Annotated in this window: 12 protein-coding genes; 11 read left to right on the top strand and 1 reads right to left on the bottom strand. The window is 48.1% G+C overall.

Annotation, left to right across the window (positions count from 1 at the left end):
• The gene (locus K6Y21_RS03595) at nt 1–2,691 is read right to left on the bottom strand and encodes a PD-(D/E)XK nuclease family protein (RefSeq protein ID WP_233070371.1); all 2,691 of its coding nucleotides are present in this window, start codon (nt 2,689–2,691) and stop codon (nt 1–3) included.
• A gap of 214 nt (nt 2,692–2,905) precedes the next feature.
• Between K6Y21_RS03595 and K6Y21_RS03590 the strand changes: the two genes are divergently transcribed.
• The 11 genes from K6Y21_RS03590 (at nt 2,906) to K6Y21_RS03540 (ending at nt 24,126) form a co-directional block, all read left to right on the top strand.
• A complete protein-coding gene (locus K6Y21_RS03590) occupies nt 2,906–4,405 on the top strand; it encodes a restriction endonuclease subunit S domain-containing protein (protein ID WP_233070370.1) in 1,500 nt (499 codons plus the stop codon).
• Nucleotides 4,402–4,809 (top strand): hypothetical protein, encoded by a 408-nt coding sequence (locus tag K6Y21_RS03585; RefSeq protein ID WP_233070369.1) that lies wholly within the window; start codon nt 4,402–4,404, stop codon nt 4,807–4,809. The genes K6Y21_RS03590 and K6Y21_RS03585 overlap by 4 nt, the downstream gene beginning before the upstream one ends.
• An 11-nt stretch (nt 4,810–4,820) precedes the next feature.
• Entirely contained in the window at nt 4,821–6,971 is a 2,151-nt protein-coding gene (locus K6Y21_RS03580) for an HsdM family class I SAM-dependent methyltransferase (protein ID WP_233070368.1), read from the top strand.
• Nucleotides 6,971–8,485 (top strand): restriction endonuclease subunit S domain-containing protein, encoded by a 1,515-nt coding sequence (locus K6Y21_RS03575; protein WP_233070367.1) that lies wholly within the window; start codon nt 6,971–6,973, stop codon nt 8,483–8,485. Before K6Y21_RS03580 ends, K6Y21_RS03575 begins: the two co-directional genes overlap by 1 nt.
• Nucleotides 8,486–8,499: 14 nt before the next feature.
• Nucleotides 8,500–9,714 (top strand): hypothetical protein, encoded by a 1,215-nt coding sequence (locus K6Y21_RS03570; protein ID WP_233070366.1) that lies wholly within the window; start codon nt 8,500–8,502, stop codon nt 9,712–9,714.
• 39 nt (nt 9,715–9,753) lie between these two features.
• Nucleotides 9,754–14,058: a hypothetical protein gene (locus K6Y21_RS03565; RefSeq protein WP_233070365.1), complete on the top strand. Its 4,305-nt coding sequence runs from the start codon at nt 9,754–9,756 to the stop codon at nt 14,056–14,058.
• A complete protein-coding gene (locus tag K6Y21_RS03560; protein ID WP_233070364.1) occupies nt 14,055–14,888 on the top strand; it encodes a hypothetical protein in 834 nt (277 codons plus the stop codon). Before K6Y21_RS03565 ends, K6Y21_RS03560 begins: the two co-directional genes overlap by 4 nt.
• Nucleotides 14,885–16,021 carry a hypothetical protein gene (locus tag K6Y21_RS03555; RefSeq protein ID WP_233070363.1) on the top strand — a complete coding sequence of 379 codons (1,137 nt, stop codon included), beginning with the start codon at nt 14,885–14,887 and terminating at the stop codon, nt 16,019–16,021. The genes K6Y21_RS03560 and K6Y21_RS03555 overlap by 4 nt, the downstream gene beginning before the upstream one ends.
• A gap of 2 nt (nt 16,022–16,023) precedes the next feature.
• Nucleotides 16,024–17,709 (top strand): ATP-binding protein, encoded by a 1,686-nt coding sequence (locus tag K6Y21_RS03550; RefSeq protein ID WP_233070362.1) that lies wholly within the window; start codon nt 16,024–16,026, stop codon nt 17,707–17,709.
• 561 nt (nt 17,710–18,270) lie between these two features.
• Nucleotides 18,271–19,752, top strand: coding sequence for a protein kinase domain-containing protein (locus K6Y21_RS03545; RefSeq protein ID WP_233070361.1), 1,482 nt, complete (start codon nt 18,271–18,273; stop codon nt 19,750–19,752).
• Nucleotides 19,753–19,878: 126 nt separating this feature from the next.
• A complete protein-coding gene (locus K6Y21_RS03540; protein WP_233070360.1) occupies nt 19,879–24,126 on the top strand; it encodes a protein NO VEIN domain-containing protein in 4,248 nt (1,415 codons plus the stop codon).
• Nucleotides 24,127–24,307 lie beyond the last annotated feature (181 nt).

Below are 24,307 nucleotides of genomic sequence, written 5' to 3'. Positions count from 1 at the left end.
TTAGTGCTCCTTGATGTTGTCAGTGAGATTGCGCCAGGTATCGACGGTCTTGTATGTTGCTTTAAAAGAGCGATTTCCGCTTTTTCGCGCACTGTCTTCCATGGAGACAAGGTCTACAGTGTCGTTTGGTGGTGTTGAATCGTCATCAGGGGCAGCGCAGCCATAAGTCACTTCAATTTGTCCAGCATTGAGTTGTTCAATTCGCCAACGTAAGACTGCGTCAAACTGCTGCCATGTGTGCTTCAATGACGTTGGGTCCTCTGGCTCAACAACCGTTGCAGTTGGAAATAGCAAAGCACTATTACATAACAGCTCGGCGCGACTCAGGATGAAATAGCCAGCATCGGCAAGCGCCCGAATGCCATTACCCTCAGCAATGTGCGCATACGTCGCCAACTGCAACGGGCGTCCAGCCTTGAGTTCTTCGCGATACCTGTTGTATCCACCCCACTTCAGATCAATGATGGCGAAGCGCCCATCATCGAACTCACAAAAAATATCCATGGTTCCGACCAGCTTGCCGAGCTTATCGTCATACTCAAGCTGGCACTCCGGCTCTACTCGAATAACCTTGGCCGCAACCATCGCCTGCAGCAGCCTATCCATGGCCTCCAACATCTGCTGCTGAAACTTCAATTGTTCAACCTGCATCCCTGGCTGTGCCAGTGGTAACGCGATTTGTCTGATCATTACCGGAAGCTGACTGTCCAACCAGGCGCTGATATCACTGCGAGCAATCGGCTGACCGGTCCATGGATGCTGATTAATCCAGGCTTCGATCAAGTGGTGTGCCAGGTTACCTTTCAAACGCACATCCGCCGATAACGACTCAATTGACCCTTCACGGATCTGAGCAGCATATTTCAACACGTACTCGTGAGGCTTGAGTGCCAAAGTTGCCAGGCTGCTGTACGACTCTACAGAGCGAGGTACGGGAATTGGACAATCTAGCGACCACCAGCGCTGCGCTTCTGGCAATGGGGTATCATTCACCGGCTGTGCTGATGCTCCAATACCTTCATTGCAGAGGATCGCATCTTCCAAAGGTGGCCAAGTGTCTGCATCCACCAAACTGCCAATTTGCAACTTCAACAGCTCTGGATTCGAATGGGTCGCAATGAGTGTCAGTGATTGCTCTGCAGCCAATAATGGCGCGTGACTTCGAGCCAAAGCCTGCTGCTTTAAGATTGCCTGTTGCGATGGGTCGGGTGCCAAAGGGATACCACTCAATTCCTCTTGCGATAGCGGTGGGACTTCAATCAGGTTAGAGACCTCCGGGTTTATCCAGGTTATCTTGCTAATTGAACGAGTCCGCAGTTGTGTGACTTCAGCATTACTGACCACATCAAAACAGGATGTCTCTCGACTACCACGTAAGCGGCTGTTGCCAACGCTCAACACCATGGTGATCAATCTATTTAGCTGGATCTTGCTTATGTCACTTTCCGGCCACTCTCGCAGCGCCTGGCTAACCGCATCTGCAGCAGCATAAGCCGCAGAAAAGATAGTTATGGCTTGCTCCTGCTCCGAAATACTGAGCATTGCATTCCAGTACTTGGCAACTCGGTCCGTCAACGAGACAGCTAGCTCGATGGACATAGCATCGTCACTGGGGCACAGGCAGATCGGCAACCATTCATCAATGGCGCTGCGCAAGCTAGCTTCATCTTGTTCAGGGTCATCAGCAAGAGTGGCAGCTACGAATTCATCAATCTCGCTCTGCCAGTGGTTGCGATCGAATCCGGGGAGATCGCGAAATCGTCGGGCAAGCGTTCGACGCAAACGTCCAAAGCGCCCCGCAGGCAAAGATAAATATTGGAGTAACACTTCTGCCGATGGAGTTTGCCAAGCGCACTGAAGCATTAGCAGTAAAAGTTGGTTTGGCGCACGAAAAGTGGAGAGGTCACCAAGCCCAGCGTTGTTCCCTCCGAGCTGACCAATAGCTGCAGCCAAGCAGTGGTGCCCGCCTCGGGAAATGATCAATGTCGCATCATTTGCCTCTCGAATTGCGTATTCGGCTGCGAGCTGCTCACTTCCAGCAGAAAACAATTTGAGCGTTCCATCCTGTTGCAGGCCGAGTGCGCCTTGGTATTCACCGCTCAGTGCGCGCTGAAGCTTACCCAGGTCGCTGTCTGCTGGCGCTTGCGGCGAGATTGCCATGCACACTTCCGTAACCGAAACCCCAGCGCTTTCCAGACAGTCGAACAGGTGTTGATACAGAGCAGGCCAACTGAAGCGCGGGTGGTGAAGCTCAAGCGAAGTAACACCTGAAGCCAGCAGGTTGAGCCTGGGGAGAAGAGCGTAAATGCGTTCGCCAAGCGAACTTCCAATACTTTCGAATCCCTCCTCAACAGCTGCTAAGTCTGCCATGCGCCCTTTATCAGCGCTTCTTGAATCATGTTGCCAACCATGGAGGATGGCCCAGTCTCGCCAGGCCAGCAATGATTCAGCACTGGCCATTGGGTCAACATGCAATGACTGGCTATAGAATCGCTTTCCCTCATCGGCGATTTTCAGTGCTTTTAAGTAAGCCACAGTGCGCGCAGCCTGAGACCCTTCTGGGCTCACGACCCCAGCGCGAAATTCAAGCTCGGTAATAAGTCCTTGCTCCCCACACAGCAGAGAATTGTAGTGCTCGGGTAAATGATTAGGCAGGCGGTCATCGTAACCCAGGCCAGCAATGATCTTCATCAGTTTCTCCTAGTCTATTTTTTGAACCACGAGCAAACGCATCTATACTCGCAACGTTAATTTATACTAAACACCCTTCCCTAGATTGTTCAAGGATTATTCGAAATATATATTTATTTTGGCGTCTAAACTCGCAATGTGATTTTTTGAAAATGTTTGACACAAAAAAATTGAAGCACTAAAGTAAGGAACATCAGAGCAAGAGAGCTTGACCATGAACCATCAATTCACACCAGCAAAACAGCTTGTGTCCGCAGATGACTGGCGGCCTGTTTATCACCTATCTCCGGCAGCAGTGCTGCGGCGAGTAGGTGAAGAGTGGGCAACGGTGGCAGATCTTGATGGTCAGCTTTTGGACGGTTGGCGATTTAGCGACCGGATAGAATCAGATTGGTACCTAAGGGAAGTCGAACTGCGAGATCCGGCCAAACGCGATCCCGTTACCCATGAGTACCAGCGGCTTTCTGTGGGTCCTGCAGAGCAACAACGTGCACAACAGTATCGTGAGACGATAGAAAATCGTCGCTACTACCGCATGCGTCATGTAGATGAAATGCAACTGAACGTTGATGCTGTGGTGATGGCACCGCCCTTATTGAATAATTTGAATGCCTGTATCGCGCCAGGAGATATAGTAGTGCGTCGAGTAGGGAAAGTTAGCGCTGCTTTAGTTTCCTCTTATCACCGTCGCCACCCAGTAGATGCCAATATCGCTATCTTGCGCGGACTAAATCCGCGCCAGTCGGCGTGGCTGGCTTACTGCCTGAATCAACCAATTTACAGAAGCTACTTTGAAGAACCCGGCGCAATCGTTGCGATGACCCGCGTGGGACTAAAGCAACTGTCGTCAATGCCCATCGCCGATCGGCCAACTGCGTTTGATAAGCTTGCCGACCAATATTGGCAACACTATGAACGTATCGGTTTAGCTGACGAACGACTGCAACAGCTGCGTAAAGATATTGCAGACTGGTTATTGGACAAAATCCCTGAGCACCTAATGGCTGAGCGGACAGACGGGCTGCTTGCTAAACGCTTTGGCGTGAGGGATGTTGACCATACTTTGAGTTATGTTGCTGCAGAGCAGAATCACTTTTGCCGCCAATTGGTCGACACATACCAGTGCGTACCTTTATCGCACCTGGCTGAGGTAAACCCGAAAAGTAAATCCAGCACCGATGCAGAACTCCCCATAATCAAAATTGGCGACGTAAAGGGGCAACTGGATATTCAGCGAGATAACCAGGCCTCTGAAGAGAGCCGTTGGCGCTTTCACCGCCAGCCGCTAAACCCTTTGGCGGTTGTGGTTTCCACTTTTGTCCAGGACCCCAAGGTGGGGCTGTTTTCAAACGCATCATCAGGCTCAGCCTATGCTAGCGAACAGCTTGCGGTTCTAAATTTCCACCGGACACCTGGTGCCTATGCCCTGCTTTTGGAAACCCACTTGGTTCGTCAACAGATCGCCCGACTTGCTACCGGCACCGTGCAGCGTTTTGTCCAGCCTGAGCAGTTCAAGCAAATCGTAGTACCTCCAATCGAAGACGCAACAGCACAAGATTGGCACCAGAGGTTGATAGAGCTTCAGCAACAAAGAGCCGGCGCTCAAGCCGAGCTGACCCAAATAGATGATGCTATGCGCAGCGTGTTTCGCCAGGTGCATCCAGAGTTAACCACTTTAAATAGCGAAGGTAGCCAGCTAGAGGACAACGGATGAATCACGTCGAGAATGAACAGGCCTTAACCCAGTTACTGAAAAGCTTAGGCAACGAAGCGCAAACTCTGGACACGCTATGGCAAGGTCAACCCTTGCTTTGGCAAGACCTGGGTTGGGAGCAGTCTCAACTAAAACTCTGGCTCTACTGCCAACCAACCATAGCTAGAGACACAAATAGCGAAGGCCTTGAGTGCTTTCAACAACAAAAAAACAGCGAACAAGATGAACCTGATCTCTCAGAAGAGATCGCGAAAATTGTTCAGATTGCCGGTAAACAACTGCCACTGGCTCAACTTAAAAACAGATTACCGGCTGGCTTGCTCGCGACAGAGCCGATGCTAAGAGCCGCGATTTCCGCCCACCCCCACCTGAAGATGATAGGGCCAATGGTGAAACTACTTTGAAGGACAAAGAAATGACCGACAACACTATGGATCTCAACGCACGCTTTGCTGAGCTTCGCAGTAAATACAACCTTGCGGGATTTACCGAGTTCGAGCCGCTGCAAAGTGAGCACGAGTTTCTGCAAGCAGGACTGGTATGGGGTTCAGTAGAAGGTAACGATACCCCACGCATCCTGCTAATCGCCTTGGACGAAGGGCACTGGGAATACTCCTACGAAGCCAACCTGGATAACCTGGCTTACGAGCTGCTAGCAACTATGGGCGATGAAGACTGGCCAGTATTCACCGAACTGACTGACCCTGCCAATAGCCGTTGTTTTGCACTATTCGGTCTCGATGGTACCGATGGTACCCACTCAGTTGATGAGATCCCTGGCATCAACATCATTCGCGAATATGAACGCCTGAATAAGAACGCGACGCTACGTTGGTCGATGCAAACTTACACTCGACTGATGCACAAATTGGATGCGTTCCACGAGCAGGTCTACCAAACCGTAAAAGACCGCGTATCCGATAAAAATGACATCATTGTCGAAGTAGCAAAATTCCTGTTTTTGGAAAGCTTCCGTGTTCATCACAAAGCGGACATTACCTTTCCTTGCAATGGTCAGGAGCTAAATTTCCGCGAGGTGTTCGACTACCACTATGTAGCAGGTAAAGAGGATGAGGCTGTAGCTGAAATTCAGGCTGCCTTTGACCATTTCAAGAGTCATCCAGACTATGTCGTAGTCACCGATGACGGAGTAGAAAGTGCCATTTTTGATGCTAAGACCCATTTGCAGCTGGAGCGCCACGAAAACTATGCCTTTTTACTAGAGGCTATCCAAAACTTGGGCCCTGTCACGACCAACGAAGGCAAGGTTGTTGAAGGAAAGGTATTTGAAGACAGAGGGACCTTAGCTGATGTCTCGGGTGATGTACTGGGCCGAGTCTTTGATGTGTTCCTGCGTGCCAACTTCGAATCTAAAGGAGGCCTGGGTGTTTACCTGACCCCGAACCCAGTTAAGCAAGCAATGCTGGAAATCGCCTTTCACGATATTCAGCAAGACCAAAAGACTGTAGAGGAGCTGGTGGCTGGCGAATTTCGCTTTGCTGACCCTACCTGCGGGTCATTCGGCTTTGGCTCTGTTGCTCTTAGTCGCATCGATACTGTCATTGATACCATGGCGGGTCTGCCAGATGCTGAGCGAGAGGCTCTGAAGCAACTGATGCGAGATGAGGCTTTCATCGGCGCTGATTCCGCACCACGCATGGTCATGCTAGCACGCGTTAATATGGCGCTGCAGGGGGCGCCAAAGGCGAAGATCTTCTACACCGATAACTCGCTGACCTCACGGGCGCTCAAGCCCAACAGCATGAACCTGATCTGCACCAACCCGCCTTTTGGTACCCCTAAATTCAAGACAAATGAACAAGGAAAGAAGTCAAAAGCGCACTACGAAGCCATGATGGAGCAGACTCTTGGTGGCTTCCGTAATGCAGAGCTGAAAGCCGAGCCCTACAACGCTTACTACGACTACACCAAGATGACTTGGGAAGACATCGGCGATCTTTACACCGATGACAGCGGCGAACCATTGTGGGCGGGTTACCGCACCGATCTGCGCAATGTATCAACGGGAAAAAAGGCCAAGTACAAACTGGAAGAGCCTACCAGTTCAGGCCTAGCGTTAGGTAGCAAACCTAACAAGCAAGGCGAGTGGAAACAGGTTAAAGGTGGCTCCATTGACCCGGCAGTACTGTTTATCGACCGTTGCCTACAGCTATTGAAACCTGGTGGCCGCCTGATGATCGTTCTTCCTGACGGAATTCTCTGTAACTCTGGCGACCGTTATGTACGCGAGTACATCATGGGCAAGAAGGATGAGAAGACCGGAGAGTTTGTTAACGGTAAAGCGATCGTCAAGGCGGTGATTTCGCTGCCAGCCGATACCTTCAAGTTATCTGGTACTGGGGCAAAAACATCAATTCTGTACCTGCAGAAGCGCCAAACTCGCGATGATAACCCCGAGTTGTTTAAGCCTGAGCCACAAACCGATGTGTTTATGGCCGTCGCTGAGACCTTGGGATATGTAGTTAAGAACAATGCTGAAGATTACTCAACTGGTGTGCCGAACCATCTGGATAAGATTGTCGGTGCTTATAAGCGAGGTGAGTGATGTTTATTTCTAGAGCGGAACCCGAACAAATAAATACCAATAGACTAGATGCAGACTTCTATCGCCCTGAGTATCTTAATGTTGAGCAAAAACTATCAACGGTTGCAACGGCACTGCTCGGTTCTTGCGGTAAGTTTTTTGCTGGTCCTTTTGGTTCAAAATTGCCAAGCAATCTCTACTTAAAGAAAGGTGTCCCTCTTTTTCGAGTAGGTAACGTAGGTCAATTTGAAGTCATCACTGATAACTTTGCTCATCTAGCTACAGATGTTCACCAGGAGCTGAGTAGTTCCGAAGTTTTGCCTGGTGACCTTTTGATTGTGAAAGCGAGCGTTGGAGAAAAGATTGCCAAAGTGCCCGAATGGATGCCAAGAGCAAACATTACACAGCACATTATTGGTGTCCGTCCAAATGGCACTTTTGATTCAGACTACATTTGTGCCTTTCTTTATAGCAAGTTCGGTCGCAGTCAATTAGAAAGGTTCTCTCTTGGTAGTATTATCCAGTATTTAGGCGTAAACGATGCAAGATCAGTTCTAGCCTACAAACCGAGTAGTGAAGTTCAAAAATACATCGGCGATAAAGTTCGTCAGGCTGAGCGCTTAAGGGCTTGGGCGAAGGAAGTGCAAGCTCAAGCGCAGACCGAAATACCCTTGTATTTAAGTCAGGTGCCGAGATATGAGAATAAGTTCTTCACGGCCGAACGGTCAGAGTTAAATCCGCTGCGACTAGATGCCTCATTTTATCATCCAGACCATATTGAGCTCGACCAAAAAATGAGGGCAGTCGGGTGCAATCGGCTTGGAGCAAAGTGTACGCTGGTGAAATCGGCTTGGGACAAGAAATCTAAGCATTTTGCCTATTTCGAGATCGGTGGGCTCAACATCTCTAACGGAACTATTGATCCATCAATTGTAAAAACTGAAGAGGCGCCTTCACGAGCAAAGACAGGTATTAAGATGGGAGACGTCTTAGTATCTACAGTTCGCCCTAACCGGAAGAATGTTGCTTTCGTTTCTGAAGACTATTCACCATTACCGATTGTAGCTACATCAGGTTTTTCGGTGCTTCGTTTCTCATCGTTAGAAAAGGCTGCGTTTTTCCACGCATGGTTGAGAGGCGATGATGCGACACACCAATTGATGCGCTGGAATTCTGGAAGTGCTTACCCCGCTATTGATGATGATGTACCACTCAACATTTTGATACCAGAGTTTGGTGAAGCGTTTGTATCCGAGTGGGGTGAAAAACTGCTTTCTTCGCACCTCGCCTCAACAGCTTCTAAGCAACTAGTCATATCAGCGAAGCTGTTAGTTGAAGCTCTTATTGAAGGAGCCGTCACCGAACAGCAACTTATCGATGCCCAAGTAGCCTTGGATGCTGATGACAGCAGCTTGGATCGCGAGGTTTTAGCTCGCCTTGCCATCAACGTGTTAGACGGTGATGGAGATAAACTTTTCCCCGATCTCGATCAGCTGTACGACCTGCTGACTCAAAGTCAGCAATTGGACGAGTAACAAGGAGTGTTGCAATGCCACTGGAAACGCTAATTAGGCCCTTAACCCAGCTTCTGGAGAAAGGCTCCTGCCTCGCCATTAGTGAGGACTTGAACCAGTTACTCCCGGGGCTGGCGCACCCTTGTGCCAACGGTAAAAACTGGGTGATTAGCCAGCGTTTATTGCAGGTGCGACAGCAACTCAATAGCGACCAAGAGTTGGTGGCTGCCATATTAGCTACCAACGAACAGCTACGCACTGCCTGGTGCCAGATAATGGCGGCGCGCTGTCATGAGGCAGGTACCCTGGCGGACAAGCAAGTGTTAATCCGCTCGGTGAGTCAGCTTAACGGGGCTGCTGCTTGGGTCGCAGCATGCTTGGAGCACAAGCGAGCGCCGACGCTCCAACCAACGGAATATGTGGCCCTGGAGCGAAACCTGCTTGGGGCCGGTGTGGAGCAGAATCAAACCACACCCGCTTTGGTACGCGTACTGGCAGCTGCCAGCTTAATTAACCAGTGGCAACAGCAACCCCTATCGACTATCGATGCCGTCGATATGCTGGGTGGGCGACCCGATATCAACTGGTGTCGCGGACGCTTGATACAGCAACCGGGGCATAAAGCCAGTGAGTTTCAGTACCTGCTAAGCGGGGCTAGTGCCCAACCTTTGGCGACCCAGTTAAATCAACTCAGTGAAAAAGATCAGAACCTGGCCGTTATGGAGTGGGTTTTGGCTAACCCCTGGGCCTACTTGCTATCGCTGATCCTTTATGAGCAAAACATCTGGGAAGTGGAAGCCGCTGGAGGACTGCTACTGGAACTGCCAGCAGGACAGTCTCCGCAAAACCCGTCCGAGATACAGGTGTTGGTCGCGGGTAGTGATGGCGATGAGTTGCTGTGCGGTCATTTAGGTGAGTTTGTTTGCAAGATCCTCAGCAGCCTAAATATGGGAATCTTTCCTGCTGGACTTACCAGTGACGAATTGAATAGCGGGCTGGCGAATGTGATTAGCCAACTGCTTAATCTCAAAGTCTGGCGCTATGTTGAGGGACTTTCTGGGGAACAAGGTTACTACCGGATCCATCCTGACTTTTCCGATGCTTGCTTTGGCCGCAAAGGACAGCCGAGTTTCTCTCGCTATGCCCGCCCATTACGCCAAGCGATACGCAGTCAGGCGGTGCAGTGGCGCAATGATCGCAGCTCACTAGGAGGTAAACTTGTTGACACGATGGATGCCAGTGCGGCTTGAGCCAGCGGCAAATGATGCTGAATTTGGAGTGAATGGATAATGAACGAAGTAAAAGAAGCCAATATTGCTGACTATGCCGCGAAGGCGCTCAAGGAGCATCGCTGGGCCGCTACCGGTGTGTCCGACTACCCTCCGCGCGACCCGCTGGTGGGCCAAAGTACTTTTTTTAATCGCTACCGCACCTTTGTCAAAACCGTTGACCACGACGAGGACAACTTTGCCCACGTGTTTGCCGTTGAAGGCGAGTGGGGTAAGGGTAAGTCGCGTTTGGGGCATGAGCTGGTCGCTCAAATCAACGATTGTTCCAAAGGCTGGTATGTGCGCGATAAGCAGGGAACTCTCGTTGAAGCGCAACTGTTTGATGATGAGGCTATGCGTGATGAGTATTTGAGCCTCTATATCCGCTACTCACAGGTAGCATCGGAGTTTCAGAACTCCGATAACTGGTTCGGTTATGGTCTGTATAAAGCGTTGCTGCCGCTAGCTACTAAGGCCTTTGACCACTCCATCCAAAGTGAGATCGCCAAACAGTCCCTCAAGCGCCTGGAACCGCTAGGTTTCGACCATGAAGCGCTCGCAGGTGCATTGGAGCTAGAAAAGGGACACAGCGACGAAGATTTGTATTACCACGATACGCTAGTCACCAACTTGGTACAGCAGGCTTACTCTTATCTAGGTAAGTTCGGCATTAAGTACGTATTGGTGGTGTTGGACGAACTGGAAACCGTGGCTGAAGCTGCCACCTTCGGCCTGGAGCGTGATGAAGCCTCGCAGTTAGACGGCCAGGCAATTCGACTGATTGGTAAAGCCATCAAAGAAGAAGACCCTCGCCGTAAACTCCCTTGGTTGCGTTATGTCGCACTCTGCTCTCCACTGCTGGGACAGCAACTACGAGAGATCCAATCAACCGCCCGACGTTTCGAGCTAGTGGAATTGGAGCATAACGCTTTTGCCGATGTATCAGACTACGTCGCGCAGCTTCGTAACGAAAGTAAGCTGCGCTTTGAGTATCCAGCCGGACTGGTAGAGGCTGCTTACGCCATGAGTGGCTCCAACTTTGGTTGGTTCAACGTCATCATGGCAAACGTTGATACCGTGCTAGAAAGCTACGTTCATTCAGGCAAAGCCCTTCCTGCTGTAGGCGAGCTGTTCGACGCCGTACTCGACGCTTCTGGTCGCGTTGCCGATCATGTTTTAGATGCTAATGCCATTGAGGGGATCAAAACCTCAGACCACGGGTTAAGAACTCTCGCCCGCAACCTATTGTTCGGTCAGTTGCCACTATCACTTTCTGGGGCTGATCCGCGTATAAGTGAGCTGCTGCCACTTCAAAATGAATATGATGACAGCATTGTCAGCTTATACCGCAAAGTTGAGTGGTCGGAACTAGACTGTCGCCAAGCCTTAACCGCGGCAAAATTCCGGCGTGACAAAGAGGAGTGGATTTACCCGAGTGTCGATCAAGGGCTAAACCTAAAAGCGCTGCTACAAAACCTTAAAACCTTTGCCGTAGCAGAAACAGGCATGTCGGCCGATGGCTTACTCATTCCACTGCAACGCAGCGAGTTCAAACTGCTAGTCAGTTTGCTTTACAACCACCCGGCCGCCGAGTTTGCAGCTGATGCGCTCTGGTCTCGCTTTATCGGTGAAGAACACAAGCTGGAAGATGACCAGGGTACCCATATTGGCCCTAGTGTCGCGATGTTGCTGCGGCTGGATCTGCGTTATCGCAGTCAGCAACATAACTCGATGATCTTCCGTGACCCAGATTTTGCCGCTGAGCACGAAAAAGCAATGGACAAGGCTGGCCTAGCCTGGAGCAAGAACCCTCTGGAACGCGCTCAGCCACGTTTGATGGGACTATTCCGCCTGCTGGACCGACAGTGGCAATACAACGAAACTGCGTACCCCAATAAGGAAAAGCTAGCGATCCAGATGGCACCGCGAGGAGCGGGTCGGACAGGTACGGGTGGACTGCAGTTCTGTGATGGCCTGAAATTGCACCCCAAAGGCCAGGCTTGGTTTGCCTGGGTCAACAACGTAAAAGAGCTTAAACAACTTAATGAGCTGGTGGGCCGCGTAAGCGCAGATAGTGAAGGGCGTATTCCGGTAATGGCTTTTACTGGTTCGGTGGCGGTGAATGATTGGTACGTTAGCCAAGATGACGAACAGGCAGAGAAGCTCAAAGACAATATTTTGCTTTATCACCTCAATACCAGTGAAGTGGATGTTTTGGAGCGCATTGGCTTACAGAAAAGCTTCTGTGGTGGTTTAGTTCTTAAGGAAGAGATATTTACCAGTAAATTCAAAGCGCGCCTCAACGGCATTCGTGACTTTGCTTATCAGCGTATCCACCAATGGCGGGAGCGATTAAACAAACGTGGCTTGATTGCCTGGCCACTGAGACCTTCAGCAAAAATCAGTACTGATGATCGCCAGATGTTGTTCCTGGCATGGAAGCTATTGGCCATCGAACAGCCTTCTCTCGGTGGTTTGCATGGTTTGACGCCTGATCATGGTTTAGATGCAGAGCAAGTTAGCAGCTTGTTTGGTCGACTAACCGTGAGTAGCAAGGTAACAGCGCAAGGCTATGGTCATAATGAGCACGCAGGCTTATTCCGCGATTTAGACCAACCAGCGGACGCGCAAGCCACAATACCACCTTTCCTGGCTGCAATCGCAGACCCTAAGAAAGGGCAGCAGTGGACTCTTGAGAAGGCCAAGCAGCATTGGTATTGGGGCTATCAATGGTCAGCTAATGGAGTGGGTGAAAAAACCGTCTTTGATGACTGGATGTGGTGGTGCTCTCAGTTGAACTTGCTGAAAATTGAAGATGCCACAGTGAAGAAACCCCGTTTCATACCTGTGCCACGCTCTGAACTAGAAAGTGCAATTACTGAAGCCAATAACTGGTTGACCGGCGATGGCGTGGATGAATACCCGGCCATTGTTGAACAGTTGGCACTGGTCTATGGACAAGGTCGTATTTCCGAACTGTTCTCGCCCAAGGGCAAATCACCACAGGGTACCGAGACTACCGAAGCACTTGATGCGTTAAAACGCACTTCCAATACTTTTAATGATCTTAAGCTTCAGGAAGAAACGCTCAATGGTGTATTGGAAGAGACCGTTATTGCGTTACCTGAAATACTGAAGCGACGCTCTCTGATATTGAGAGAGTTAGGCAAAGTCTATCCGCACCCCTTACCTAAGGTGACGCTAGAGAATACCCGTAACATTTCCTTAGAAGATCAGCATACGTCACTCTACAGCCGCATTGAGCAGGCACGCTTGTTCGCCGAAAAGGTTCAAAGCTGGGCTGACGCCATACGCCAGCGCGTAGATTTTCTTCTTGGGGAAATTGAGGCGGACCCGAACTCAGAAGCGCCATTCCCGCGCCGGATTTTTACACTGTCTTTGCGAACCATCGCCAACATACTCGATGGGGCATTAGAGGGCGGTAGTGCTACACAGACACAGAAAAAAGAATCTTCGGGTAGCTCTGATACCTTATTGCATTACCTGCGCAAGTTGAAATTAGACAAAGCTTCAGAGCGGATGGAACAACTCGCCCAAGAAGTGGGTTACGACTTGCAGAGCGGCGCAGTGAAAGCGCCTGAAGAGATCAACGGCTACATATTTCAGACCTATCGCCAGTTTCTACAGCAGTACCAAACGACTGTGGGAACTGTTAGTGACATAGACGCACGTATTCGACGGGCTCTGGATAAGCTTGGTGATGAACTGCCAGCAGATTACCCTGAGCCAGAACACCCAAGTGATCTTCTCAAGTTACAAACCCAGCTTGTCCTTATTAAGGATAGCTTCGATGGTATGGATGAACAGGTAGACTCACTTCGTAGTCGTTATGTTGATCAATCACATCGTGGCCAATTTGCTGCCATTAAAGATGTACCGGACCAGCTACTAAAAGCTATCCAGCAACAGCTTACGGCATTGGGCGGTAAACTGCGACGTGACTTTGAAAACACGATTGATCGTTACCGCAACGAGCAGCTTGATAAAATCAATACCGAATTACGGCCGCTTATCAATCCCTTATTACATGCAATGGCTGAGGAGAAGATTGAACCGCTGACGGAACACGACATTCAGGGCTATGCCTTGCATGACCTTAACGTCGAGCTTGATCTACGCAATCAACTTTGGCAAAACCGTGCTAAAACTCTGTTACAGGGAACCGACATCAATTTTTCACGCTGGTGTGAAGTTGCCCAGGCTCTCACTCAGAACCAGCAACCATCATTGACCGCGAAAGAGCAGCAGGCCTTAGTTGACAAAGGCATCCTTCGAGTTCAGATAGCATTCGGGGGAGAAGGATGAATCTTTATCTAGAGTCCAATCTCGCTAATCATCGTCATGGGCGCTTTTTCATCTCCCAGTTGAATGCGCAACCTGCCGATGAACTGCCAGCCAATGGGCTTCTGTTGATGCATGGGCAACAGTTCCAGGAGCGATCCAATACAGAACAAGCCACATGGTGGCAATGGGCATGCCAACCGGGATGCGCACTGCTGTTGATTCCCCCCTTTAAGTCGGGTGAGGTGTTTGAGCGATTGGATTGGCAGATAGCCAATCGTGAAGATATGGCCAGCTCAAATGATGGCGTTATTCCAACGACCACCAGCTCAGAAGTGACTTTAAGCATCGCTGGAAAAGATGGAGACTTCGACCTCAGTTTTGGTCATCAATGGACCGATTACTCGGTAAACACGCGCTTTATTAAGCAGCACAATGGGACCGGTGTATTTGCGATAACCACTCTTCCGCTTTGGTCTATCTCATTACTTGACCACGCTGATGACACGATAGCTTGGTTAGAAGGTCTACTCGAATTAGCTGGTAGCGCTTCTGAGGATGGTTTAAAAGCGTCAACATCGACAGACGTTACTTTGGAGCCAACCGACTACACCCTGCTGCTCTGTATGCAAGCATGGGGAATAAATACTGCTTATCAGCTATCTACAGACCTGGCTCAAGGCTCGCTATCACTTTTCTCAATCCCTGAGAGCAACATCATTGAAGGGATAGCACGCCTGAAAGTGTTGGGGTTAATCGATGATGCAGGTTTGACCGACACAGGAGTCATTGTCTTGAAAGAATCGCCCTATGAAGCATACCTGGAGCGCCTAAAAGAGGAGGCCCCTTTATGAGAGATAGTAGCCTTGCTCAGTCGCTCGCTGTCGAAAGCCAAATTCGATTACCTGGTAGCGCAGGACGCCTACTTAAGCAGATCCGCGATATTGAGTCTGTAGCACCAATATTCAGGGATGCTGGCCTGGTAAAAGCAGTCGACCGCCCCGCCACCATTGATCTGACAGTCTCTGGTGTAGCAACCAACTCTTGTATCAAGAAGGCGCTTGGTGGGTTCATTTATTCCTCGGCGGCCGTGCGCACCGATATGCTGATCGATGCGAATCGCGTTAGCACACGTGGTAGTGATTCTATCGCAGAGCTGGACGATATCGACTTTGAAGCACAGCGAAAACGGCTTGATTTGGTTGAGATGCGCCAGGCCTATGCCTTAGTTGAAAGGCAGTTGAAGAATGGCCAAACCTCACAGCTTATTTTATTAGATACGCCACTGTTTATTACGCGAGAGATGATCCCACTGAAGCGGAATGTGAAGCACTGGCAGGAATACGAAATAACGCGGACAGCCATCGCTACATTTTGGGAAAACTATCGGAACCAGCTATTCCCTTGGGATCCTCAAGGGCCGGTGTTAGTCAGTATTCTAGCGCAACGCTTTAGCGCCATTGTCAGCATTGCACGGCAGGACTTAAAAACCGAGGAAGGCCGCAAGCACCTCCTGCTGACCGATGGTTTCAATCAAACTCAAGCGAACCAACTTACAGACCTGGAAGAGCGTTTGAGTGGTGTGGGGGATTTTCGTTTTATCAAAGGGATACTTGGCTCGTTTACTCGGACCATGGCATTTCGAATGACAGAGAACCGAGCGCGTATGGAGCCTTCCGAGTCTGTTGAGCACGGTGTGGTTGGCTTTCATTTCCGTGGAGGAAGAAGCAGTGAAATTCAAATGGCTCAACTGGCAGGTGAAGAGTCTGATTGGAGCGCCGAGACTCTTGATGCGGTAGCATGGAAACTGATGGTTCTGGATATGCAGGGCCAGAGAAAAAGCACGCCGTTACCGCAATTACTGGGGCAACAGCAGCTCAAGATGCTCGAGCAATTTACCCAATACTATCGCCAGGGTTTGAGTCAGGCGATGAAAGAAAATGAAGTTGAAGAAACCTGGTTGTCCGGACTATTTGAGGAAGAATAACAATGAAACACAAAATATTAGGAAAGCTGGTCGGCAACACAGGAGATTCGGCCCATTTAACCATGGTGGTGGAGGATTCTTTCTCTGTTCGCCGTGGTGAGTTTGTGCGCATCATGCACCGTGAAAGACAAGATGAGCCAGCTGTAGCTGTATTGGGGCGAGTGATGAAAATCCATCGCTCCAATATGCTGTTCAATTCAGGATTTGGAGATAGTGTAACGGAGCTTGAGCTATTGCCGGGTGCTAATGTAACTGGTGAGAATCTGTTCGCCAATTTAGAGCTCGTTGGTTACCGGGACCCGATATCTCGTCAGATAAAAATTCCTCGTCGGCCGTTAGACCCTGGAGCCCGTGTAGAGACGGTAGACTTCCAGTTCTTAGCTGACTTTTACGAATTTAACGAACACACCAGCCTACATTTAGGGAACTTGATTGGCTACGAGCGTGGTGAAAACACGGTACCCGTGTTCCTTGATGTAAACAAACTGGTTACTGAGCATATGGCGATTCTGGCGATGACCGGTTCTGGTAAGTCTTATACCGTTGGCCGGATCATCGAACGTTTGGTAGCCATCAATAACGGAACCGTCGTGGTGTTTGACCCACACGGGGAGTATGGCCGAGCCCTGGCTAAAGGAAAGCTTCACTTTAGCTCTGACCTTCAAGACGTCGAAGATGTGCGTGACCAAAAGGTGTTGCCACAGATTAAAACTATGATTGAGCGGCTTCAAGAAGCTGACGCAGGGATTCAGATCTACTCTCCTCAACACGAAGCATTTAAGCATAAATATGCAGGTAAAAATAAGCAGCTTGCCCTGCAGTTCGATAGGTTCGAGATGGATGACATCTCTGAAATTCTACCCGGATTAACCGAGCCTCAGCAGCGCGTGCTAGATGTGGCAATTCGCTACTGGCGACAAAACGATCGCTCCGAACCTCGAGATATTAATCGCCTGCGCTACTTTCTTGGCGATGGCATTGAAGAGATCCGAGAGTGGGATGACTTGTCTGAAGCAGAGGCCAAGGCTTTGAATGGTCGCAGCGCTGCTGTTGCATCAATGAAACTAAGCCGTATCTTGAATGAAGCTCAGAGTTTCTACTCAGCAACCATGAAAGAACCCACCGATATTTACCAAATGATCGGCCGCCCGAATAATCGAAAAGGCCGCTTGGTTGTTGTCGACCTGCAAGGCTTAAGCGATACCGCTAAGCAGGTTGTTTGTGGCTTGCTAAGTAGTGAGATCCTTCGTGCAGCATCCAGCAAGACCGACCCGTTACGTCCTAGTTTCTTAATCTACGAAGAGGGTCATAATTTTGCTCCGGCTGGTGGTAAAGCTGTGAGCCACCGAATCATCAAGAAAATTGCTGGTGAGGGCCGTAAATTCGGTGTTGGCTTTGGCATCGTGAGCCAACGTCCTTCCAAACTTGATGCTGACGTTACCTCTCAGTGCAATACATTAATTACCATGCGGCTGAAAAACCCTGATGACCAACGATTTATCTCCAAGGCGTCCGATATGGTGAGTAAAGCGGATTTGGATGAGTTGCCGAGCTTATCTACGGGTGAAGCTTTAGTGTGTGGTCGTTCCATACCCGCGCCACTACTTGTAAAGGTAGGCTCAAAGGCTCTGATCCATGGAGGTGAATCTCCAGAAGTGTTGAAGGTTTGGGACAGTTTCCGTGACTAAGCTTCAATACCAAATCCAAGACAAGCTGGAAGGCGACTTTATTGAATCCGCCTTTCCGATCCTTGTGCAACATGGCCTCAAGGATTCCGATGTGTTTATGCATAGTTTGGGCTGCAGTGTTTGGAACACCTTGGGACATGAACTGGACTATATGGCTGTAGCTGAGAGTCCAGCCCCGGCCGCTAGTGGAGATAACATCCGCTCTGACTCGGTGTGGTTCGAAAAGGAGACAGCCACACCCAAAGTGTTAATCGAGTTTGAACGATACGATGGCAGTGAAAATGGCAAGACTAAACTAGTGGAGAAGCTTACCAACTTGATGGAAGCTTCGCAGCGCTGGGAGCACCAACCAGACCTGTTGATACTGTCAGCCTGGAGCTCTGGATTGGTATCTGCACCAGATTTTTCAGCACTAGAGCACTTATATCACCAAGGCGTTACTAACCGTAAAGGTTCGCGAATTCCTACGCCTCCTTCGAGATCTCTGCTCCTCCACAGGATGGTTCTAACTCCCGGGCTTGATGATCTCTTACGTCTAAAACATATGAACTTTAGGTGGTCATGATGAATGTTCCTAGCGCTCACTTTCTACCGGGAACCGGCAAGCAACTTGGCAATAAGTATGTGTTAATTGATTGCTTAGGTGATGGCACTCATGGCTGGGTTTGGCGAGCTCAGCGTCTCTCTGATGATGAGGTGGTTGCTGTCAAAATTCCTAAAAACATCTCTTCTCCAGATCGCTCTTTGGCAGAAGGAAAAGAACTTATAGGCCTCGAACCGCACCCGAATGTCATTCAGATTTACGATATGGGACGCGTGCCACCAGAGAAAGAGTGGTACGCAATTGAGATGGAGTACTTCCCTAGTGAAAGCCTGGCGCAAAAGTTGGAGCGTCGGACACATCACTTTGGAAACACCTATGACCGACTGTTTAACATCTACTCCCAAGTGCTTGAAGCAGTGGGCTATCTGGCCAGCTTGGAGAGCCCAATATCACATGGTGATATAAAGCCACACAACATCCTTATTGGACAGGGTGATCATGTAAAACTGACAGATTTCGGAAGCTCTGCATTGCCAGAGGAAATCTACGTGAGAACGAGGGAGAACGGAGGAACGGTGTTGTACTCGGCACCCGAGTGCTGTGACTGCGTATCTCGCATAGGAAACTTTGAGCAGCTTTTGGCCGGCGATATTTATAGTCTTGGAGTCTTGCTATACCAACTGACAACAGGAAAATTACCTCACGATACTCAAGCACAGGTGTTACGCCATGACACCTTTGCTAAACCGCGTGAAATTAACTCTACAATCTGCCCTGCTCTGGAAAGTGTGATACTGCAGTGTTTGCAGCGAGAGCCAGCGGATAGGTTTCTGTCTATCAATGAGCTGAAAGAAGCCTTTAAGCGAGCTTCAATCCAGCAAAATAAACAAACTCACGTGTTCCACCAAGCCACTATCGCTCAGCCTGCACGTGATTGGTCATCCGACGTTGTCGAAGCATTAGAGAAAACGGAATATCAAAAAGCCGCAGCGCTTGCCAACACGGAGTTTCGCCGCTCGAAAGATCCCAGCGCCCTGCTTCAAGAGCTTAATGCACTCTATCGTGGAGAACGCTGGTTCGATTTTGAAAAGTCAGTACTGGGACTTGATGAAAGGTTTTTGAATATTGAAGGCTCCGTCGGCGCACATATACGCGAACTTGCTGTAAAAGTGTTTATGAAGCTGAGAAAGCTTGAGCAAGCGCAGAAGCTCTTAGCAACGGCGAAGCAGTTAGGAGACATCTCTTTCGAGCTAAGCATGTGTGAAGCCTCAATTGAAGCAATGCAAACGCGCTATCCAGAAGCCAGAAGCCAGTTAGAAGCGCTAAACCGCGCCTACCCAATGAATTCTATGGTGTTGAGACGACTGGTGCTCGTTTGTGAGCAAGAGAGAAATTACGACGCCGCGGCAGGCTACCTTCGCGCGGCACTCAGAGTATGCCGAGACGATGAAAAACTCCAGCAAAAGCGACGGCAGTATGAAATATTGGGAAAATGGTAATATAGCAGACGGATTTGATTAAACTAAGTTACAGATGACAGGTAGGCTGTAATTTAAACAGTATTCTTGAGGTTTTCAGCAGCTTTGGCTGCTTGTTTTGCAAACTATTTTTTCTAGGTAGTAATCATGGATGACACATTAATACCCTCAACAAGCGAGCAATGGTTCGAAATTTTGACCGCTGAGGAGGAGAAAACTAAGAACTCCTACTTTGCAAAACCATCAAATCTCATTCGTGATTACAGAAGTGAAATCGCAACAAGTAATGACTACGAAGGACGAGAAATCCTCGAGTTATTACAAAATGCGGCTGACCAAGCAAGAGAAGCAGGCATTGAAGGTAAAGTCGTCATAGAGCTTCTACCGGAAGGAATTCTAATTGCTAATAACGGCATCGCTTTTTCAGTTGGAGGGGTTAAATCTCTTCAAAATGCTCACCTAAGCCCCAAGAGACTAAGAGAAGGACAGCTCATTGGCTGTAAAGGGCTTGGCTTCCGTTCTATTTTAAATTGGACAAATAACCCAATTATTTTAAGTGGTGCTTTAGCTCTCGCTTATACTGATAAAAATAGTCAACAGAAGTTAGAAGAGTTGAAAGCACACTCTTCCGAACTAGCGGAGCTTGTGAAAAGAGAACAGGCTGTCACCTCATCAACAATCTTACCCACTTTACCTTTTCCCGCTTATTCGGAATCAAATGATTTGGAACAGTTTTTTTACTCTCAAACTTTTCCGATTAAAGAAAGATGTAGTTATTGGCGCGAGGTTGGATACGAGACAGTAATAGGTCTTCCTTTTGAAGATAATGAATCGTTTAGTGTAGCGTTGCAGCAGTTGAAATCACTCCGACCGGAGATGCTTCTGTTTGTTGATCATCTAGATGAAATTAAGTTTCTTTTACCGGGGGAAGAGGAACGCATTTGGTCAAAGTGTGGCGATGACTTAGCAGCTATGGTTTTAGCCAATGACGATCCTATCGGGATATGGAGGCTATTTCGAACGGGCGGTTTGGTTGATTCTGAGCAGCTTGATAAGAATTCTAGTGGTGAGTACAAATACGAATTGGTTGCGGCAGTTCCCCAAGTCCTAGATAGCTCAGAGCTCAAATCTTCACCACTGTTTAGTTACTTTCCAACCGAAATAATTTTACCTCTTCCGATTGTTTGCCATGCAACCTTAGAGTTAGATCAAAGCCGTAACCATCTGATTAATTGTAATAGCAATCAGTTTGTCTTTACAAAACTAGCAGCTTTCTTAGCTGAGGTTGCCGAGGAGTGTGCCACAGACAACCCTATAGGTTGTAACGCAGGTTTTCGGGTTGTTATGCCTTTAGAATACTATTCAGAGGCGCTAAATAAGTTTGATTTAGAAGCAATGATACTAGAGTCTTGTCAATCTAAATCTATAGTCCCAACTCTTTGTGGTAGTACAGTAAAACCGAACGGAGCCTTTACTATTGAAGGGGCGGCTAGCGAGTGGTTACCAGTTGATAGCTTTAACGATATAGTACCGGTAGGTGAAGTAGAGCTCAAGTGGCTTAGATCACTTGGAGTTGTTGAACTACCTGGTGGTGTTGTTAGAGAGCGAATCTGTGCACTAAAAGGGTTAAGCAAGAACGAAAGGGTAGCGTTAATCGTAGGTTTAAAATCTAATAATGTAAGTCATAGCGCTTATACACCTTCTCTATTTCTAGATGCTCTTGGCGAAAGTGTCCCAGATACGGAAGCGGTCTATATCTCTCCAACTGGAGGAGCACCGACAGGGTTACCTGATTGGGTGAAACTGTGGTTTTTAGACTCTGGAATGCAGGATAGTTTAAGCGAAAAACTAGATGCTTCAGATGTGCGTATTTTACAAAACAAGTTGAAGGATTTTGGGCTTAAAGAGTACTCCTTTGCACGACTTATACAGGACTTAAGGGCACAAGCGAATAAACACAAAAAAGTGCACCCTGAGCAAGCTGAGAATATCGAAAGTGAGTTATTGAGAGTTGTTTACGACTTTTATCATTCTGAAGGGCTGACAAAGCAAAGGCCTACTTTCCCCGACAAGACCAGTATTGAGCTACCGAATCAAGCAGGTTCACTAGTTAAATCTGAATACCTCTACATGGGCGATGGATATGGTTTAAACGGAAAAATAACTCAACAGCTATACTCCACCAGCTCTGATAAGCTAGTTGTACCACCAAGTCAGCTTTCTATAGAGCTAAGGGGCGATCATGATTGGGTCGATTTTTTAGAATGGATTGGTGTTGCTAAGTGGCCTCGTGAAATAAAATCTACGGATTGTAATGAACATTACCTAGATATGGTAATCACGCAGCTTCGATTCCCAGTGAGATTCGGTCATGATTACTTTTTTTACTCTTCTGAAGAGCTAATGTCGGCTAATCTTTCTCTTGTTAGCTATGTAACATTGGATGGAATTGACGACATATTGGTGCCCCAAAAATATACCGCGATTCTCGCTTGGCTAAATCAGGATGAACGAGTTGTGCACTGGCTCAAGAGAGATAAGCGTTATGGTACTATAGAAGCCAAAAAAGAGTGGGATCGAAATTATCGTCCATATGGGGGTGATGTACGCAGCTATATTCAATGGAAACTTGAAAATACTAGATGGATCCGAGGTTCTAATAACACGGACTTGAGACCAAAAGACTGTGTTATCACTGACATCTCAAGTCAAGCCATCTTCCCACAGCCTGCAAGAATGAGTGACTTAGAGGCTAAAGAGTATGGTATGGATTTGAGAGACGTAGTGGAATCTTGGCGCAAGTCGGGTGTCGCAACAAATGTTGCCGAGCTTTCATTGGATGATATTTATAGCAAACTGCTCGCGCTACCAGAATTTCAACCAGCTCCTACCGCAGCTAAAACCTTACATCGCTGGATGTTGAACGCTATTGACTCATCCAGTAGCCAAGAGGTAGGAATGAAAAACAGATTCATTCAATCAGGTCAAATGTGGGGAAAAAAAGCGGACAGTTTCAAGTACTTCTCCATTGATGAGCTTTATCATACTGATTCGGATGGGTTACCACCCGAGTTGTTAGATCGCCTAGCTATAGTTGAACTACCAAATCGAGTAGGTGCGGATAAAGTTAAGAGTGCTTTTGGTATTCGGACGATAGATCGCAGTGCTATCAAACAGACAGTTGATCACTTTGCAGCTGCGCCGACAAATTCTGATCTGAACATATATTTCCAGCAAGTTAAGCCGTTTTTCGTGTTTATGCGTAAGTCTCAGTCAGGGCAAGCCCAGTATATAGGGCAATTAAATAAACTGAAGTTAAAGGTCTGTTCTAGCTTACATGTCCAAATGCAATTTCAAGATGTTGATTGTTCTCATAAGCTTCCTGAGTGGGGCTGGTTGATTGATGGTGAAACTTTGTATGTTAGAGGTTCAGACGCCGTAGTTAAGCATGATTCGGATATGCTAGCAGACGTTATAGGTGAGGCATTAGCTTCGTTATTTCGTATTGCCAATGGTAGTGATTTCGCAAGATTATTTAGGTGTCATAAAGATGAGCGCCATGCTCTTTTGAGTCGAATTTTAGGAGAGGAAGTAACCGATGTTGAGCTAACGAGCCTATACGCTAGCTCAGACAATTGGGATATTAGTAGTGATGCTGTCTTGCCAGATATTCCAGTGCTGGAAGAACCGAAACATACCAACGTTACGGAAGGTAAAGGTATGGAGTTAAAGGTACCAGACGAGCATATAGATGTGCCGACTACCATGGATAAAGTAGGTAACGTTGGTAACGATAGCTGTCCAATACAGATAACATCAGTTGACGCTGAAGCTGAGTCGTCACCGGTTAGGCAAAAACTACGAGTCAAAAAAACTAGAAGCTCAACTGTAGGGAAAAGTTCAACGTCGTATACCCCCGTGAATGGAGATATAGCGGAACAAAAAATCATGCAGATAGAAGAGAGTTTCGAACCGCCACGTTATCCACTGTTAGTTGGGCAGTATATGGGATATGAAGGGCTCGGTTGTGATGTTATAAGCTTTAGCTCTGAGAAAGACCGTGACCGTTTCAAGAACAATGATTGTCGTGACTTATGTTTAGTTGATCGATTTATTGAGGTAAAGGGCAGACGAAATCGAGGTGCATCCATCGAACTTAGAGGAAATGAAAAGGATGCTGCTAGTAAGTATGCGAATAAGTATTATTTGTATCGGCTCTATGAGACATCATCTGGTGAATATAGCTTGAGTATTTTGCAGAACCCTTTGAATGATGTAGATGCTATTGAACACTCTCTCTATGTTCACATGGATAGATCTAAGAATAGAGAAGAGTTTGAGGTGAGCACAAATGCTACGTATGGTGACGATGCTAGCAAAGTGGTGGTGAACTAACCCTTGGCATGATGCGATGTATCTAGTAATACTTAGAGTAATACTTATTGATATGTATTTTAATTATATTTATTTGAACCAATAATTTAAGTGATTAAGTGTGCTGTCTCACTCCCGCCACATTCTCGATTAAAGACGTCCTTGGGCGTCTTTTTTTATGTCTGTAAAACGCTCATTTTCA

The organism is Motilimonas eburnea, assembly GCF_021295345.1.
Lineage (GTDB): Bacteria > Pseudomonadota > Gammaproteobacteria > Enterobacterales > CBDFNC01 > Motilimonas > Motilimonas eburnea.
This window is presented reverse-complemented; position numbering and strand designations above follow the sequence as displayed.

Bases quoted from the DNA above. Each gene is read 5' to 3' on its own strand.
- K6Y21_RS03595 (WP_233070371.1), bottom strand. From the start codon at position 2,691: ATGAAGATCATTGCTGGCCTGGGTTACGATGACCGCCTGCCTAATCAT.
- K6Y21_RS03590 (WP_233070370.1), top strand. From the start codon at position 2,906: ATGAACCATCAATTCACACCAGCAAAACAGCTTGTGTCCGCAGATGAC.
- K6Y21_RS03585 (WP_233070369.1), top strand. From the start codon at position 4,402: ATGAATCACGTCGAGAATGAACAGGCCTTAACCCAGTTACTGAAAAGC.
- K6Y21_RS03580 (WP_233070368.1), top strand. From the start codon at position 4,821: ATGACCGACAACACTATGGATCTCAACGCACGCTTTGCTGAGCTTCGC.
- K6Y21_RS03575 (WP_233070367.1), top strand. From the start codon at position 6,971: ATGTTTATTTCTAGAGCGGAACCCGAACAAATAAATACCAATAGACTA.
- K6Y21_RS03570 (WP_233070366.1), top strand. From the start codon at position 8,500: ATGCCACTGGAAACGCTAATTAGGCCCTTAACCCAGCTTCTGGAGAAA.
- K6Y21_RS03565 (WP_233070365.1), top strand. From the start codon at position 9,754: ATGAACGAAGTAAAAGAAGCCAATATTGCTGACTATGCCGCGAAGGCG.
- K6Y21_RS03560 (WP_233070364.1), top strand. From the start codon at position 14,055: ATGAATCTTTATCTAGAGTCCAATCTCGCTAATCATCGTCATGGGCGC.
- K6Y21_RS03555 (WP_233070363.1), top strand. From the start codon at position 14,885: ATGAGAGATAGTAGCCTTGCTCAGTCGCTCGCTGTCGAAAGCCAAATT.
- K6Y21_RS03550 (WP_233070362.1), top strand. From the start codon at position 16,024: ATGAAACACAAAATATTAGGAAAGCTGGTCGGCAACACAGGAGATTCG.
- K6Y21_RS03545 (WP_233070361.1), top strand. From the start codon at position 18,271: ATGATGAATGTTCCTAGCGCTCACTTTCTACCGGGAACCGGCAAGCAA.
- K6Y21_RS03540 (WP_233070360.1), top strand. From the start codon at position 19,879: ATGGATGACACATTAATACCCTCAACAAGCGAGCAATGGTTCGAAATT.